A 15753-nucleotide genomic window follows, 5' to 3' on the forward strand; every position below is an offset into this window, starting at 1 on the left:
GGGAATCTCTGGCTCGGTAGTAGATAGCATCGGGCGTTAGCGGATCACGAAAGGGTCGGGTGTCTCCTTCGCCGTGCTGATCCACACGCTTTTCGTCTGCAGGTATTCGCGGATCGCGTCCATGCCGTTCTCGCGGCCAATGCCCGAACGCTTGTAGCCGCCAAACGGCGACATGTAGCTGACTGCGCGGTACATGTTCACCCATACCATCCCCACCATCAGGCGCTTTGGAAACTCGAGCGCGCGCCGCAAGTCGGACGTCCAGACACCGGCAGCCAGTCCATAAAGACTGTCGTTGGCAATTGCCGCGGCCTCGTCGTCATCCTTGAACCGGATGCAGCTCAGCACCGGTCCGAATACCTCTTCCTGCGCAATGCGCATGTCGTTGCGCACCTCGGAGAAAATGGTCGGCTCGACAAAAAGTCCTGCGCCGCATTCCGGACGTGTAGACGCGTTCCCGCCAAGCCGGCATTGCGCGCCTTCATTGCGGGCAATGCCGATGTATTCCAGGATCTTTTCGTATTGCGGCGGTGTGGTGACCGGACCTACTTGTGTCGCGCGATCGGACGGGTCACCCATGCGCGCGCTGCGGGCAAATGCGACTAGCCGGTCCACGAATTCATCGTAGATGCTGTCTTGCACCAAGAGGCGCGAGCCGGCTACGCAGGTCTGGCCCGTCGCCGCGAAGATGCCGGAGATGGCGCCCTTCACGGCGTCGTCGAGATTCGCATCCGCGAAAACGATGTTCGCCGATTTGCCGCCCAGTTCCAGCGTGACGTGCTTGAAGTCTCGCGCCGCTGCTTCGTAGATCTTCTGGCCGCCAAACTCACTGCCGGTGAAACCGATCTTTGCTACCTTCTTGTGCTCGACAAGCGGCGCCCCGACTTCCGCGCCGTACCCCGTCACCACGTTGAGCACGCCGGGAGGAAAGCCGGCTTCTTCGAAGAGCTTGGCCAGTTCGAGTGCAGAAGCCGACGTGTATTCGGACGGCTTCAGCACAAAGGTATTGCCAGCCGCGAGTCCGGGCGCGAGCTTGTTGACAGCGAGAAGGAGCGGAGAATTCCACGCCGTGATCGCCACGCACACGCCAAGCGGCTCATGTGTGGTGTAGTTGAACGTGTCGGACTTGTCGATGGGCAAGACCGCGCCTTCTATCTTGTCCGCAAGGCCCCCGAAGTAGCGGAAGTATTCGGGCAGATAGCCGGTTTGGGCCCGCATCTCCGTGATCAGCTTGCCGTTGTCGCGCACTTCGATCCGCGCAAGCTTGTCGGCATCGCGCACAATGAGATCCGCCAGCCTGTGCAGCAGCAACCCGCGTGCACTCGCTTTCATGGCTGACCACGGCCCTGAGTTAAAAGCCTTGTCGGCTGCTTGCACCGCGCGCTCCGCGTCCACCTTGCGGCCGCGCGGCAGTGTCGCCCAGGCCTGCATGGTGTATGGATCGGTGGTCTCGAACGTCTCGCCGTCCGCAGCATCAGTCCACTCGCCACCGATATACATCCGGTACCGCTCAAGTCCTGCCGCCGCTTTTGTTGCCGTGTTCATACTCGATACTCCTGACTGAGAGGCCATGGTCAGATCACGCCAAGATCGGTCAGTACCCGCAAATCCTCTTCAGTCAGATTGAGGTACTTTGCATAGATCTCGGCGTTGTCTGCGCCGAGAGCGCGACCTGCGTGCCTGAACGTGGCCGGGGTTTCGGACATCCGTGGTACAGCGGCAGGCACGGTCAGCGGGCCCGCACGCGGATCGTCCACCTTCAGCAGATTGCCGCGCGCCGCATACTGCGGATCCTCGAATATCTCTCGAATCGAGTAAATCTGCGCACATGGCACGCCGCCCTCGCGGGTTTTATCGATCACTTCTTCAAGCGTGCATGACGCCATCCAATCGGCGACGAGCGCATTGACGCGATCGCGGTTCGCCACGCGGATAACGCTGGTCCTGAATTCCTCGTATAGTTCGGGACGGCCCATCACGACAGTCAGCCGCTCGAACATCTTGTCGTTGGTACACGCAAGCGCGACCCATTCGCCCGTGCGCGTCCGATAGTGGCTATGCGGGACGACATTGACCGTATCCGCGCCCATGCGGCCTCGCACTGAACCGTATTTGGCGAACGCCGGTGCAATCTCATCGAGCAGGCGAAAGACAGACTCGTACAGGCCGATATCGATGAACTGCCCCCTGCCGCTTTGATCACGGGCGCGCAATGCCGTGAGCACGCCAATAGCGCCCCACATGCCCGAGATATAGTCAGCCATCGAGGTCGAGCCAGGGACGACCGGCGGACCATCGGATTCTCCAGCCAGATATGAAAGCCCGGCGAACGCATGCGCAATGCGCGCGAAGCCAGGCTCTTCCCGTTTCGGACCTGTTTGCCCGTACGCGCTGATGCGCAGCATGATCAGGCCGGGATTTATCTCGCGAAGCGCCTCGAAACCAAGTCCCCAGCGCTCCAGCGTGCCAGGACGAAAGTTTTCGAGCACGATGTCCGACTGCGCTACAAGCTTGCGGAACACATCAGCGCCTTCGGGTTTGCGCAGATCAAGCGTGACGGTCTTCTTGTTTCTCGACTCGCTCAACCATACGAGACTGTCGCCGCATTCGGTGACGGTTCCGAACTGACGCAGCGCGTCTCCCGTTTTAGGCTGTTCGATCTTGATCACCTCAGCGCCAAAATCCGCAAGGATGGTGCCGCAGAAAGGAGCCGCAACAAAGGTCGCTATGTCGAGGACCTTCAGGTTGCGCAACGCTGCTGGCGCGCTGGGGCCATTGTCCGCGGAGTGCGCTGCTGCTGACTTGTCCAATGCCATCGTTTGTCCTTGTCCTTTAACGGTTCGAAGACTTCCCGCTCTAATGGACACAGACTTTACGACCGCTCCTTGGGCCCGACAAACGCATTTATCTTCATTATTATGCGATTCAACCGCATAATAAAAACACCTTTCACAAGGGTTCGAATGTGTCTCAAACGCTTGGTGCAAGCGGCTCTCGAAGTCATGACAGGACGTCCCCGATACGCCACTCGGCTTTCAGTGATCCGAAGCAAACGGTTGGCGAGCGGACTTGGCGCGCAGGAGATAAGGGTAAATCTGTAGTGTTCGATTGCGTCCACACTTTCTGTTCTATCGCGCTTATTATGCGGTTTTCCCGGCCCTCCCCTTGGTGTCGAATGAAGCCTTCCATCAAGCCGCTCAAGAACATCAACCTCAAGCTCCTGCAGACTTTTATCCTGGTCGGCGAGCACGGCAGTTTCCGAATCGCAGCGGAAAAATCTTTCAAGTCTCAGTCCGCGATCAGTTCTCAAATCCGTCAGCTTGAACTGCAGCTTGGCGTGGACCTGTTTCATCGGACAACTCGCAGCGTGCGTCTGACAGATGAAGGCGACGAGTTGCTGCAGTGCGCACAACGAGCGTTGCTGGAAGTCGATTCAGGCTTGCGGAAGATCCAGGAACTCGCGGACATCCGGCGCGGACGTGTGTCGTTATCGTGTTCGCCGACCATTGCCGAAACGCGCCTTGCCCCGGTGCTCGCGGAGTTCGAGCGAGAGTACCCGGGCGTCGATATCTTCGTGCGCGAGCTGACTTCCGAAGCGCTCTTCGACAGCGTCCGAAAACGCGAGGTCGACTTCGGAATCGGCCCTATAGTGAACGTTCCGGAGTTTCATTTCGAACCCGTTCTGACCGACGCGTTTTACGCGCTCGTGCCCAAACGCTTCATCGCGACAAGCCGCAAGACCATTGATCTCGCGACACTTACCAACATGCCGCTGCTGGTACTCAACCGCGCAACGGCCTTGCGTTCAATGCTTGAGGAGATCATGTCCGAGCGGCATCTGTCATTCACGACCCGTTACCAGTTCACGCAGGCGCAGACTCTAATATCGATGGCCAATGCGGGCCTCGGCGCGGCCATCCTGCCGGAAATCGCGCTGCCCGCCGAACCCGATCCCACCACCTATGTGCTGCGGATCGTCAACCCCCCGCTCGCACGTCAGATCGCGGTCATCACCACGCGCGGCCGAAGCTTGTCACCCGCTTCCGGACGGCTTGTCCAGTTGCTCAAGCAACTGATCGGCGGCCCGGTCACAGCCAAGCCCGCTTATGCGATGGAATGAACCGGATCGTGGTTAAGCGGAAAAACCGCATAATCAACGCAATAACCTCGTTTGTCCGCAGCCCGCGCTCAGCTTAAAGTCACCCGACATGATTCGGCCCGCATCCGCGGGTACGCACCCACAAGCGAGGAACGGCACCATGGCAGACAAGGAACGCCGCGGCAATTTCTTCGAGGATTTTCATCTGGACCAGGTCATCCGGCATGGCACGCCGCGTACCGTCACCGAAGGCGATGCGTCCATGTACGTCGCGCTCACGGGCAGCCGCGCCATCACACACTCGTCAGCAACGGCGGCTCAAGAACTCGGCTTTACAAGCCGCCCCATCGACGACTTGCTCGTCTTCAATATCGCTTTTGGCAAGACAGTTCCCGACATTTCGATGAACGCAATCGCGAACCTGGGTTACGCGGAAGCGCGTTTTTTGTGCCCCGTCTATGCCGGCAACACGCTGCACTGCGAAAGCGTGGTGATCGGCTTGAAAGAGAATTCGAGCGGCAAGAGCGGCGTGGTGTATGTCCGCTCTACTGCATATCGCGAGGACGACCATCCGGTGATCACTTGGGTGCGATGGGTGATGGTTCACAAACGAGTACAGGGAAAAACTGCTTCCACGCCCGAAGACACGGCGCGCAAAGCGGCTTCAAAAGAACATCGCGTCCCCGCGTTATCGGCGTTCGTTCCCACCGACAAACTCCTGCCGCATGCACGCCTGCGCTCGAGCGAAGCGATTCAGGAACTGGGCGAGACGACCGGGTCGCTCGATTTCTGGGAGGACTATGCGGTCGGCGAGCGCATCAATCATCCATCGGGCGCGACCGTTGAGGAAGCGGAGCACATGCTCGCCACGCGGCTATATCAGAACAACGCGCGTCCTCACTTCGACGCACTCGCGATGAGGGATTCGCGCGTGGGGCGGCGGCTCGTCTACGGGGGCCACGTGATCTCCGTTTGCCGCGCGCTCGCGTATGATGGCCTGGAAAACGTGCTGTCCATTCTTGCGATCAACGCCGGCACGCACGTTGCGGCAATCGTTGCAGGCGATACCTTGTATGCCTACTCCGAGGTCGTAGACAAATGGAAACTTCCCGGACGTACCGACGTCGCAGCGCTTCGTTTGCGTCTGGTTGGTCTGAAGAACACCTCGCCTTCGAAGGTTGAACGAGCGATTGAAGAGACCGACGGCGTGCCGGCTTATCACCCTGGCGTTGTTCTCGACCTGGACTACACCGTGTTGATGCCACGCGCTCAAGGAGCGCGCCTGCGCCATAGCTGACGCATCGTCCGTGACCGGCTGCGAGCGACGATGCGCGCGGCCTTTACTGCACAGTCCATCCGCCATCGACTGGCATGGCCGCGCCTCGAACCTGTCCCGCCGCTTCGGAGCACAGAAACACGACCAGCGCGCCAATCTGCGCGGCTGTCTGGAACTGACCTGTCGGGATTTTTTCCGCGATCATCAGTTCCTGAGCCCGTTCCTTTGATATGCCGTCGCGCTCGGCCCAGTCGTCTATCTGCTTTTGTACCAGCGGCGTCAGGATCATGCCCGGGCAAATCGCATTGCAAGTAACGCCGGTCCGGGCTGTTTCCAGCGCAACCACTTTGGTTAGTCCGATCGCCCCATGTTTCGCCGCTGCATACGCAGACTTGGTGACCGAGGCCACCAGTGCATGCGCCGACGCGATATTCACGATGCGCCCCCAGTTGCGCTCTTTCATCTGGGGCAACACGGCCTTGATGGAATGAAAATTCGACGATAGGTTGGTCGCAATGATGGCGTCCCATTTCTCGTCGGGAAATTCATCGATTGGCGACGTGAACTGGATGCCCGCGTTATTCACGAGGATATCCACCTGCCCGAGCTCGCGTGTGCATTGCGCGATCAGTTCGCGAACCTCGGCGGCGTTGGCCATGTTGGCCGCGCTGTAAGCTACGCGGCAACCAAACTCCGCAGCCAGTTCCGCGCGTTGGGATTCGACGGAGCGGGCGTCGCCAAAGCCGTTGAGCATGACGTCGGTGCCGGCTTCAGCCAGACATCGCGCAATGCCAAGACCAATTCCACTGGTCGAGCCCGTAACGAGTGCAACCTTGTTTTTCAGCGTGTTCATGAGAGTCATTCAAATAGGAACGGGTCGGAAGTCATGTCCGCAATGCTCAGGCAGGTTGTGCATTGAGCTTCTTTTTCCCTGCATCGATAATCGTTTGCAGCCTGCCTTCAAAGAATGAGGCGGGACGCAGGATGCGTGATTCCTGATGCAGGATCAGTGGCATGAGTTTTTTCAGATAGTCCTGCCAGTCCGGGTCGGCGACCATCTGGGCGCGCAACGCCACACGCTGGTTGATGTCGTCGAACGCCCACAAATGTACGATCAGATTCAACGTGCCGATATCTGACGAGTAATAGCCCACCATGGCGGGAAGATGCCGCGCCTGGATCGCCATGCCCTCTTCCTCGTATAGCTTCAGGAAATCAGGCGTTTTTCCCGGGATGATTGTATAGATTCTTTCTTCAACAAACATGATCTGAATATCCTATGTGTTGTACTAACTATATTGATTTGAACCGAAGAGACTCCCCGATTCATCGATTTCAGAACGACCGTTTACGCTCAGGCATGCTCGGACACGCTTACCGGAATCTCGGCGCGCCCGCGCCGTGCGTCTTCCAGAATCATCTGCGACGCCTTTTCCGCAATCATGATGGTCGGCGCATTGGTATTGCCGGATGTGATGCTCGGCATGATCGAGGCATCGACTACGCGGAGATTTCCAATGCCATGTACGCGCAGACGGTCGTCCACCACCGCCATGGCGTCGTGGCCCATCTTGCAGCTTCCGACCGGGTGATACATCGGCTGCGCATTGGCACGCAGATAAGCCATCAGATCTTCGTCCGAACTTACGCCAAGACCTGGCACTGTTTCTTTCACGACATGACTGGCAAACGGCTCGGCGGCAAATACCTTGCGCATCCACCGCACTCCTGCCATCAGCACCTGACGATCGGTTTGCGCCGTAAGATAGTTGAACAAGATCTGTGGCGCCACCATCGGGTCCGATGAATCGAGCCAAAGACGTCCACGCGACTGCGGCCTGCTCTGGCTGCACGATGCCGTGACCGCAGGGACGTTTTCGGCCGATATCGTGCCGTCCTTGCGCACCAGAATGCTGAACGGACGGAACTGCATCTGCAAGTCGGGGCGATTCAGGCTCGGGTCCGAACGAAGATATGCGCCAACCTGCGCGGCCGCGCTCGTCAGCAAACCCTGACGTGTTGTGATGTAACGCAACACGTGGGGCAGCAGTCTCAAATTCGAGGAGATCTTCCGGTTGATTGAAAATTCGGGCGATACCTGCGCAAGATAATGCACATAGGTGTGGTCGTGGAGGTTCTCTCCCACGCCCGGCAAGTCATGCACAACGCCAATACCCAGCGAACGCAAATGATCGGCAGGTCCGATTCCGGAGAGCATGAGAAGCTGGGGCGAGTTGATCGCTCCGCCAGACAAAATGACTTCGTGCGCTCGCGCCTCATGGGTGGCGCCATCGGCCGTGAAGCATACCCCGATCGCGCGACGTCCTTCGGTCAACACACGCTGCACGCGCGCGTTCACGCAGATTTCCAGATTCGGGCGCTTCTTGACGGGGTTGAGGAACGCGGTGGCCGCGGATTCGCGTACGCCTGATCGGAGGTTCAATTGCAGGAACCCGATGCCTTCGTGCGTGGCGCCGCTAAAGTCCCGATTCAGCTTGATGCCAATGCGTTGCCCGGCTTCAACGAATGCCCGCGACGCCTCGTGCGGCGATTTCAAGTCCTCCACGCTCAGTTCGCCCGTACCACCGTGATACATACTGCTGCCGCCTTCGTAGCTCTCGCTCTTCTTGTAGAGCGGCAGCACGTCGGACCAACCCCAGCCGCGATTTCCGAGGTCGCGCCAGTGATCATAGTCGTCCGGGTGACCGCGCATGTAGACCAGGCCGTTGATTGAGCTTGAACCGCCCAGTGTCTTACCACGCGGACAAGCAAGCACGCGATCATTGAGTCCCGGCTCCTTGCACGTGGAATATCGCCAGTTCACCTTCGGGTCCGAGATCAGGCGTGTCATGCCGGCTGGAATGCGAATCCACAGTTTGTCGTCTGCAGGACCCGCCTCGAGCAGCAGCACGCGGGTGGTGCGATCGGCGGATAACCGGTTCGCCAGCACACATCCCGCAGACCCCGCGCCGACAATGATGTAATCGTATTGTTTAGTCGTTGTCATCTTGCCTGCTGCGCTCCTTCTTTATCGGTCAAACAAAAACTTTCCTATGCACGTACTTTACGCACGGACGCGTGCGCCTACTATCACAATAGTCTTGACGATTCTTCGGGTTAGCCGATCAATCGTGCAGCATGGAATCATTGCGCGGTCCACCCTCCGTCGGTCGCAAGACACGTCCCGGTGATCATGGCGGCAGCCGGCGACGCCAGATAAACCGCGGCGCTGGCCACGTCCTCCACGCAGCCAAGACGCGCGAGCGGTATGCACGAGACGAGCGCGACATGCTTCTCGTGCGTGTCCACAATACGGCGAATCAGAGGGGTATCGATGAAAGTCGGCGCAATGCTGTTGACGCGGATGTTGCGCTGCGCAAGCTCGACCGCCATGGCTTTCGTCAAGCCTTCAACGGCGTGCTTGGTCATGCAGTAGGCGCTGCGCTCGGGCGCACCGACATGTCCCATTTGCGAGGAGATATTGATGACGCTGCGCCCCCCGGATCGGGCCGTATTGCTTTCCAGCATCTTCTTGACGGCCGCCTGGGCCACGACGAAATACGAGCGTACGTTCAGCGTGAGCATGGTGTCGAGGTGCTCCGCCGAAACGTCGACGAACGGCCCCGGATAATTGGTGCCTGCATTGTTGATCGCGATATCAAGCGATGGCAGCGTGCCGATCAGCGCGCGCATCGCGTCGTTGTGGGTGACGTCGCACGGCGCGACCATCACGCGCCCGGGTCCGGCCTTGCGTGCCTGAGCCGCTACCTCTTCGAGCTTCGACACGGTTCGCGCGACGAGTATCACGTCGGCTCCCGCTTCTGCGAAAGCCAATGCAATCGCGGCGCCAATCCCTTCGCCTGCGCCGGTCACGAGCGCCACCTTTCCATCCAGCCTGAATTGCCGCATGGGGTCCTTGCAATGGTCCAGACATTCTTCTTTATGCGGTGCGTGCACGGCTAAGTATCCTCGCGGCTCGTTCTATGACTGGCGCATCCACCATCTTTCCATCGAGCGAAAACGCACCAGCGCCGCTGCCCGCCCGATCCACTACACGCGCGGCCCACTCCAGCTCAGCGTCCGATGGAGAGAAGCATCGGTTCACATCGGCCACTTGCGCGGGATGAATACAGAGTTTGCCGCCAAACCCAATGCGCCTTGCATGTTCGCAAGCGCGCTGCAATGCCTCAGGCTCGTGAATGGATAGGGCGGGGCCATCGACAGGCATGTCTATGCCGCCAAGCCGCGAGGCAAGCACAAGCTGTGATCGATAGAACAACAGTTCTTCGCCGTCTCCTTGCACGTTCAGGTCGAGACAAAAATCGACCGTGCCGAAGAGCAGCCGCACCGTCTGCGGGTCTGCGGCGATGCTTCCTGCATTCGCAATCCCCGCAGCGGTCTCGATGATCGGCAGGACAGGTTTGGCTTCGTGCAACGCGTTTCGAACGGCGTCGAGTTCACGCGCGCCCTCGGCTTTCGGCAATACAATGCCCGTCACGCCCGCCGATGCGCATAACGCCATGTCCTGCGCAAACCACGCGGTGTCCGCAGCGTTCACGCGCAGCAGCGCATGACCGCCGGCATCGAAGAACGCACAGGCGGCATTGCGGGCATCGTCTTTCGCGTCGGGGGACACGGCATCTTCCAGATCGATGATGACGGCGTCCGCCCCCGAGGCCGCTGCCTTGGCGAAACGCGCGGGATGCGTCGCGGGAACAAAGAGATAGGAGCGAATGAGCATGGCGTCCATGGTCCCACGGCTTGGAGATGGAAATGAGGACATCGTGGGATTATCGATGGAGAACGGTTGGATCCGACTTGGGACCGGCGACAATACCGGCATCGTGAAGCTTGCCCACGGCTGCGCTATCCAAGCCGAGCACGCTACTCAGCACCTCGTCCGTATGCTGCCCGAGCAGCGCCGCAGGACGCACTTCGCTACGAGCCACTCCTTCGGCGCGCACGGGCGTGCCAGCGGCCCAGTGTTCACCAACGCCCTCCGTGCTGACGCGCTGATACAGCGGATTGTTGGCACCGACGCGATTGTCGTCACGCAACAGTTCGCAGACGCTGCGGTACGGTCCCCAGCACACACGCGATGCATTGAAACGTTGTTCGATCTCGTTGTAGGAGCGCGCAGCGAACCACCGCTCGATAAGCACCGCGATGGCTTCACGCGCTTCGTATCGATGCGATTCCTTATTCAGGTCCTTGTCCAGCCGCGCGGATAGTTCCGCAATCGGACCGGCGAGTTCGCAAGCCTCGACCAGTGCTTTCCATTGCCCCGCCGATATGCCCGCAATCATCAGCCGCTTGCCGTCGCGCGTCACAAAGTCCCGGCCAAAGGCGCCATAAATGAAGTTGCCAATGGGTTCGCGCTCGCGTCCGAGCACTTCGGCTTCGGTCATGATGCCGAGATGAGAAAGCATCGAGAACGCGACGTCGGAGAGCGCAATTTTCAGCTCAGAACCTGCACCTGTCGCGCGGCGCGCCATCACGGCGCATGTCACCGCCAGCGCGGCCTGGTATGCGCAGCATGCGTCCCATGCGGGGAACGTGCTGTTCACTGGCGTCGGATGCGCGTGGCTCGCTGGATGTTCGCGGTGACCTTGGACGAATGGATATCCCGTTGCGCAATTGACCGTGTAATCCACCGCCGTTGAGCCGTCGAAGTTACCTTGTATCGTACAACTGATTAAATCATCGCGCTGCGCCGCGAGCGTCGCATGACTGAGCCATGGAACGCCCACGTTGGTCAGCAAGATTCCTCCGTCATTGCCGGGTGCCGTAACCAGTTGCTGGACGAGCTCACGACCGCGAGGCTGGCGAATATCGATCGCAATGGATCTCTTCTCCTTGTTCAGGCCGGTCCAGTAGAGGCTGCGTCCCGACGGTGCCAAGGGCATGCGCGCATAGTCGATACCCCCGCCGATCATATCGATCCGGATCACGTCCGCGCCAAACTGAGACAATGTCAACCCCGCCAGCGGCGCCGCAATGAACGCCGAGCTTTCGATGACCCGGACCTCGTTAAGAAATGGATAACTCATGATTGGGAGTTCAAATGTCCGACCGTCGCGGTCGCTTCCATCGTGACGAATCCGTGCGCGTCGCGCGTCCATAGATGCGCGCCGGATCCATCAACCGCTGGCTTTCCGCACAACATCACGGGAGCCCCGTCCATGAGCGGCCGGATACCCCTGAACGCAAAGCTCGATAGCGGCATTTGCAGGTGTCGTTGCGCGAAGCCGGCGAGCAGGGTCGCAACAAGTGGTCCCTGCACGACAAGGCCGGCATAACCTTCCTCACAGATCGCATAATCGCGATCGTAGTGAATGCGATGTCCGTTGAATGTCAGCGCGCTATAGCGGAAAAGAAGTGTCGTGTCGGGCGTGAAGCTGCTGCTCCATGCATGGTCGCTCGGCGCCTCTTTTGGTTGAGACGCCGCGGACGCCATTCCTTGCCGACCGCGATACACAATATCCTGATACTCTTCGATAAGAAGCACGTCGTCACGCGTGTATTGATGCCTGACCGTGACAAACACCAGCGGCCCGGACCTGCCGGTGGCTTCTCGAATAGCGGTCACGGTCGAAGTCCGCGTCAGCGTATCGCCGATAACGGGCGTGCCCCTGAAAACCAGCTTGCCGCCGGCCCACATGCGGCGCGGCAATTTCACTGGCGGCAAGAAGCCGCCCTTCTTCGGATGGCCATCGTCACCCAGCGCATCGTGCGCCGCGGGCGACCAGAAATACATCCAATGCCATAGCGGTGGCAAGTTACTGGCATCCAGCGGGTTGGAAGCATCGGTCAAGAGCGTTGCTGCAGCCGCGTTGAAACGAACGGAGTCCAGCGAATCGGTCAGCACCTCCGAGGTTCCAATCCAGCCGCTCAACGAATCTTCGTCCATGTCCCTATGCCCTATTCGTCGTTGCCATGCGAGCAAGATTAAGGGGGCGGCTTGAACCTGACAAACACAATTATCTTGCGGATTATGCTGTTTTTGCTCATGCACCCGCCATCCACTTCGCCTTCATCGTCTTCTTGAAGCCCTGGATTCTCAGCATTCCCATCGCGGTTCCTACGTTGAGCAGCAGCGGAAACGGGCGGAACGCGGCTGCGCGAAAACTTCACGCACTTGCAAGCACCTGCAGCTTCCTCAACAATTTGTCCTTCCTCCAGACTGATATAACAATCGGCGGCGGTGAAATAGCGATCATTGCCGACGAGCGCAGCCAATATCCCGAGGGCAAGGTCCTGGGGTATACGAGACCCGGCAGTACTATGCTGCACGATTATCCGCAAGCAGATCTAACGCTTCTTGGCTTCATTGGGACATCAACGGATCATCGGACACACGCCTGGACCGGCAAATGAGACGCTAAGACTAGCAATGGGAACCCTTATGCACAACAGGCCTATCCGCCTGGCTCGGCGATGGAGAACATCGTCAAATCGGGAAAGATCCGCATTGGAACCAAGTTTGATCAGCCTCTATTCGGACTGCGCAATCTGAGCGGGCGGCCGGTCAGTTTCGACGTGGACATCGGCATGATCATAGCCGCGAAGCTCGGACTCAAGCCCGCTCAGATCGAATGGGTGGAAACGGTATCCGCTAATCGTGTCCCATTCATCCAGCAAGGCAAGGCGGACATGGTGATCACGACGCTGGCCATCACGGATGAACGCCGCAAAGCAATCAGCTTTGCCGGGCCGTACTTGATCCACGGGCAGGACATCATGATCAAGAAGGGTAAACCAGCCGGGATCCACCAGCCTGAAGACATGGACGGCAAGAAAATCTGTGTCCTGAACGGCAGCGAGGGCCGTACGACCCTGGACACCCGCTTCCCGAAGGCACGCGTGATCGCCTTCGACGATTTCTCCAAATGCGGCGAGGCCATAAAAAAGGGTTCCGTCGACGGCGCGGTTATCGGTGCGGCAGTTGAACTGGGCTACGTTGCGAAAGAGCCGGACCAGTTCGAACTGGTCGGCAAGCACCTGACAGTGGAACGTTCGGGCATCGGCATCAAAAAGGGCGACGTCGAATTTTGCAAATTTATCGACGGTGCGCTTAGGGATGCGGGAACGGCTGGCACTTATAAGGCCGCCTATGACGGATCGGTCGGTAAATACCTGAACACGCCGTGGAAATTGCCTGAATTCGACCCTTGCACCTGAGCAACCTTTCCCATCCTGCTAAAAAGCTCTGCACATGCCGACAGTCTTTGCGCATTTGAATGTCTTCTTTGGAGGCGTTGCCGTCACGCTCTCGATGACGGCGATCGCAGGCGTGCTGTCGATTGCCGGCGGCCTGCTCGTAGCAGTGATGCATATTTATCCGGTGCCAACGTTACGGACGCTTGGCATCGTTTATGTGGAGATTATTCGGAATACACCGCTCACCATTCAGTTTTTTTTCGTGGTGTTTATGTTGCCCTCGCTTGGCGTGTCGCTGTCCTATTTCATTTTTGCCGTGATCGCCCTGTCGGTGTACTACACGGCCTTCTTCGCCGAAGCCATTCGAGCCGGTTGCAACCGCGTCGCAATTGGGCAAGCGGAAGCAGCGCGCTCCATTGGCCTGACATTCTTTGGTGCGTTGCGTCTGGTTGTGCTGCCGCAGGCATTGCGCACCGTGATCCCGCCGCTGATCAACGTTTTCATCGCGCTTGTGAAGAGCACGGCTATCGCGTCCGCGTTCGGTGTAGCGGAACTTCTGACAGTCACTGAGCAGTTCGCCAACGACCATTTCCATCAGATGTAATTGGAATCAGATCGACGAAGCCAGTAGTGCATGGAAGACAACCGGGAAACACCCGAATTGACCATCCGGACCCGAACCAACGTGCTCAGCAAGCCATTACCCACGATTAAACCCGCGTAGCTCGCCAGCAAACCGATGAGTGTGGTGTATTCATACGTTGGCGGCACGGGCCCGTTGTCATCGGACGCACCGCTTTTTGCCGGGCCGACCGGGGCGGCCTCGGAGAGCGAACCGGGCCGGAACCTATCAGAGGCGGGCCTGCTGAAGCGTCGTCAAAAGCGGAGTTCCCCATCGGATGGTCTTTTAGTTTTGCGTAACGGAGTCAATGGAGAGGACTGCGATCCTGTCGCTCTCTCTAGCACCAGGATCGCTGCACGGATTCCTGTTAGAAGAGATGCCGGAACGACACCAGCACCGCAGTTTGATTGAGACCCGACGAAGGCGTATCCGTGCCGACCAGCACTGCCTGCCCTAGAGGCGCGGCAACACCGTCCGTATGCGACGCACGCTGGTACGCAACCTGCATGTACACGTCCGTGCGCTTGGTCAGGTTGTAGTCGATCATCCCGCCGACATTACCCCAGTGCGGCCGGGCCTGACCAGCGTTGCTGTCATAGTGGGCCAATGTGTAGGTGTACATCAGGCCTGCATAAAACACCGGCGTAAACTGATACCTGGCATTGACCTCGAAGTTGTTGAATCTCAGCGAGTTGGCCGCGTTCGCGAGATTGCCGAAGTACTCGCTCCCGGTCACGTTAGTCAGATTCGTGTGCGTGTAAATGAATCCGACCGTGGCCGCCGACGTCAGTGCATAGTTGATGCCGCCGCCGAAGATCTGATTGCGCGTGGCGCTGAAGTCGGTGTCGGCGGAAGAAACCGCGCCACCGGCATTCGTCGTTGCGTTTCCGTTGACTTGGAGATAAGCGCCCGCAATCGTGACGGGACCGTTCGCATACTGCCCGGCCAGCCCATAAAGACGGTTATCCGCAAAACTGCCGGCCGCGTTGCTGAACGCATACATGCCTTCGAACGTGAAGCCCGCGTATTTGTTGCTAACGAATTTCACCGAGTTGCTCACCCGGATCGAGTTGTCGGTATTGTCGTTGTCGTAGACGTGCGAAAGCAAGCTGCCGGCCCAGTTGCCATTGGCGGTGAGCGGACCGAGAAGGTCGACCAGCGGATCGTACTGGCGGCCCAACGTGACCGTGCCAATCCTGTCCGACTGAACGCCCACATATGCCTGGCGGCCAAAAACCCGGCCACCGTTGCCGAGAGCGCCGGTATTCAGGTTGAAGCCGTTTTCGATCTGGAACAGGGCCTTCAGCCCGCCGCCCAGATCCTCGGTTCCCTTGAGGCCCCACCGGTCGCCGGAATCCTGGCCAGACGTGGTTTCAACATTGCTTTTCCCCTTGACGTTACTCGTGTATTGCAACCCTTCGTCGATAGCACCATAGAGCGTCACGCTGCTTTGCGCCGACGCGTGCATGGGCACGGCGACAACACCTGTGACCGCCAGCGCGAGAAGCATGTTCTGTGTCTTTTGTTTCATTGTTTGACTGCCCCTGTAAAAAGATTGACTTGGCTTTCCGGCCTCCTCTTGTGCTCCGAAAAATT

15 protein-coding genes are annotated in these 15753 nt (G+C 58.9%); 5 read left to right on the plus strand and 10 right to left on the minus strand.

Annotated features, from left to right (window positions below; genetic code table 11):
* Nucleotides 1-36: 36 nt before the first annotated feature.
* The gene (locus tag ACRWA7_RS05265) at nt 37-1545 is read right to left on the minus strand and encodes an aldehyde dehydrogenase (RefSeq protein WP_438390357.1); all 1509 of its coding nucleotides are present in this window, start codon (nt 1543-1545) and stop codon (nt 37-39) included.
* 29 nt (nt 1546-1574) lie between these two features.
* Nucleotides 1575-2816: a CaiB/BaiF CoA transferase family protein gene (locus tag ACRWA7_RS05270; RefSeq protein ID WP_060819452.1), complete on the minus strand. Its 1242-nt coding sequence runs from the start codon at nt 2814-2816 to the stop codon at nt 1575-1577.
* Nucleotides 2817-3175: 359 nt separating this feature from the next.
* On the opposite strand from ACRWA7_RS05270, the gene ACRWA7_RS05275 reads away from it, so the two are divergent.
* Both ACRWA7_RS05275 and ACRWA7_RS05280 read left to right on the plus strand, forming a co-directional pair.
* A complete protein-coding gene (locus ACRWA7_RS05275; RefSeq protein ID WP_060819451.1) occupies nt 3176-4120 on the plus strand; it encodes a LysR family transcriptional regulator in 945 nt (314 codons plus the stop codon).
* A 139-nt stretch (nt 4121-4259) separates the two neighbouring features.
* Nucleotides 4260-5396: a MaoC family dehydratase gene (locus tag ACRWA7_RS05280; protein ID WP_060819449.1), complete on the plus strand. Its 1137-nt coding sequence runs from the start codon at nt 4260-4262 to the stop codon at nt 5394-5396.
* A 43-nt stretch (nt 5397-5439) separates the two neighbouring features.
* Here the strand turns inward: ACRWA7_RS05280 and ACRWA7_RS05285 are convergent, their stop codons facing one another.
* The 7 genes from ACRWA7_RS05285 to ACRWA7_RS05315 all read right to left on the minus strand — a co-directional run bounded on the left by ACRWA7_RS05285 (nt 5440) and on the right by ACRWA7_RS05315 (nt 12285).
* A complete protein-coding gene (locus tag ACRWA7_RS05285) occupies nt 5440-6228 on the minus strand; it encodes a 3-hydroxybutyrate dehydrogenase (RefSeq protein WP_438390358.1) in 789 nt (262 codons plus the stop codon).
* Nucleotides 6229-6274: 46 nt separating this feature from the next.
* Nucleotides 6275-6640, minus strand: coding sequence for an NIPSNAP family protein (locus ACRWA7_RS05290; protein ID WP_060819446.1), 366 nt, complete (start codon nt 6638-6640; stop codon nt 6275-6277).
* Nucleotides 6641-6729: 89 nt separating this feature from the next.
* Complete coding sequence (locus ACRWA7_RS05295) at nt 6730-8382, minus strand: GMC family oxidoreductase (protein WP_438390359.1); 1653 nt, start codon at nt 8380-8382, stop codon at nt 6730-6732.
* 137 nt (nt 8383-8519) lie between these two features.
* Nucleotides 8520-9332 (minus strand): SDR family NAD(P)-dependent oxidoreductase, encoded by an 813-nt coding sequence (locus tag ACRWA7_RS05300; protein WP_438390360.1) that lies wholly within the window; start codon nt 9330-9332, stop codon nt 8520-8522.
* Nucleotides 9316-10125, minus strand: coding sequence for an HpcH/HpaI aldolase/citrate lyase family protein (locus tag ACRWA7_RS05305; RefSeq protein ID WP_438390361.1), 810 nt, complete (start codon nt 10123-10125; stop codon nt 9316-9318). The genes ACRWA7_RS05300 and ACRWA7_RS05305 overlap by 17 nt, the downstream gene beginning before the upstream one ends.
* Before the next feature lie 40 nt (nt 10126-10165).
* Nucleotides 10166-11425 carry a CoA transferase gene (locus ACRWA7_RS05310; RefSeq protein WP_438390362.1) on the minus strand — a complete coding sequence of 420 codons (1260 nt, stop codon included), beginning with the start codon at nt 11423-11425 and terminating at the stop codon, nt 10166-10168.
* Nucleotides 11422-12285 (minus strand): FAS1-like dehydratase domain-containing protein, encoded by an 864-nt coding sequence (locus ACRWA7_RS05315; RefSeq protein WP_438390363.1) that lies wholly within the window; start codon nt 12283-12285, stop codon nt 11422-11424. Before ACRWA7_RS05315 ends, ACRWA7_RS05310 begins: the two co-directional genes overlap by 4 nt.
* A 26-nt stretch (nt 12286-12311) precedes the next feature.
* Here ACRWA7_RS05315 and ACRWA7_RS05320 point away from each other — a divergent pair, with 26 nt between their 5' ends.
* The 3 genes from ACRWA7_RS05320 to ACRWA7_RS05330 are packed head-to-tail and all read left to right on the plus strand — an operon-like array spanning nt 12312 to nt 14139.
* A complete protein-coding gene (locus tag ACRWA7_RS05320; protein WP_438390364.1) occupies nt 12312-12752 on the plus strand; it encodes a hypothetical protein in 441 nt (146 codons plus the stop codon).
* A gap of 60 nt (nt 12753-12812) precedes the next feature.
* Nucleotides 12813-13556: a glutamate ABC transporter substrate-binding protein gene (locus tag ACRWA7_RS05325; protein ID WP_060819432.1), complete on the plus strand. Its 744-nt coding sequence runs from the start codon at nt 12813-12815 to the stop codon at nt 13554-13556.
* A gap of 34 nt (nt 13557-13590) precedes the next feature.
* Nucleotides 13591-14139: an amino acid ABC transporter permease gene (locus ACRWA7_RS05330; RefSeq protein WP_438390365.1), complete on the plus strand. Its 549-nt coding sequence runs from the start codon at nt 13591-13593 to the stop codon at nt 14137-14139.
* Nucleotides 14140-14524: 385 nt separating this feature from the next.
* On the opposite strand, the gene ACRWA7_RS05335 is transcribed toward ACRWA7_RS05330, so the two are convergent.
* Nucleotides 14525-15688, minus strand: coding sequence for a porin (locus ACRWA7_RS05335; protein ID WP_438390366.1), 1164 nt, complete (start codon nt 15686-15688; stop codon nt 14525-14527).
* Between the last annotated feature and the right edge of the window lie 65 nt (nt 15689-15753).

Origin of the sequence: Caballeronia sp. DA-9 (assembly GCF_051615025.1) — a bacterium.
Lineage (GTDB): Bacteria > Pseudomonadota > Gammaproteobacteria > Burkholderiales > Burkholderiaceae > Caballeronia > Caballeronia sordidicola.

Coding starts and splice junctions, on each gene's coding strand:
- ACRWA7_RS05290 (WP_060819446.1), bottom strand. CDS start 6,640: ATGTTTGTTGAAGAAAGAATCTATACAATCATCCCGGGAAAAACGCCT.
- ACRWA7_RS05270 (WP_060819452.1), bottom strand. CDS start 2,816: ATGGCATTGGACAAGTCAGCAGCAGCGCACTCCGCGGACAATGGCCCC.
- ACRWA7_RS05320 (WP_438390364.1), top strand. CDS start 12,312: ATGCGAGCAAGATTAAGGGGGCGGCTTGAACCTGACAAACACAATTAT.
- ACRWA7_RS05310 (WP_438390362.1), bottom strand. CDS start 11,425: ATGAGTTATCCATTTCTTAACGAGGTCCGGGTCATCGAAAGCTCGGCG.
- ACRWA7_RS05265 (WP_438390357.1), bottom strand. CDS start 1,545: ATGAACACGGCAACAAAAGCGGCGGCAGGACTTGAGCGGTACCGGATG.
- ACRWA7_RS05330 (WP_438390365.1), top strand. CDS start 13,591: ATGCCGACAGTCTTTGCGCATTTGAATGTCTTCTTTGGAGGCGTTGCC.
- ACRWA7_RS05325 (WP_060819432.1), top strand. CDS start 12,813: ATGGAGAACATCGTCAAATCGGGAAAGATCCGCATTGGAACCAAGTTT.
- ACRWA7_RS05295 (WP_438390359.1), bottom strand. CDS start 8,382: ATGACAACGACTAAACAATACGATTACATCATTGTCGGCGCGGGGTCT.
- ACRWA7_RS05315 (WP_438390363.1), bottom strand. CDS start 12,285: ATGGACGAAGATTCGTTGAGCGGCTGGATTGGAACCTCGGAGGTGCTG.
- ACRWA7_RS05285 (WP_438390358.1), bottom strand. CDS start 6,228: ATGAACACGCTGAAAAACAAGGTTGCACTCGTTACGGGCTCGACCAGT.
- ACRWA7_RS05280 (WP_060819449.1), top strand. CDS start 4,260: ATGGCAGACAAGGAACGCCGCGGCAATTTCTTCGAGGATTTTCATCTG.
- ACRWA7_RS05305 (WP_438390361.1), bottom strand. CDS start 10,125: ATGGACGCCATGCTCATTCGCTCCTATCTCTTTGTTCCCGCGACGCAT.
- ACRWA7_RS05275 (WP_060819451.1), top strand. CDS start 3,176: ATGAAGCCTTCCATCAAGCCGCTCAAGAACATCAACCTCAAGCTCCTG.
- ACRWA7_RS05335 (WP_438390366.1), bottom strand. CDS start 15,688: ATGAAACAAAAGACACAGAACATGCTTCTCGCGCTGGCGGTCACAGGT.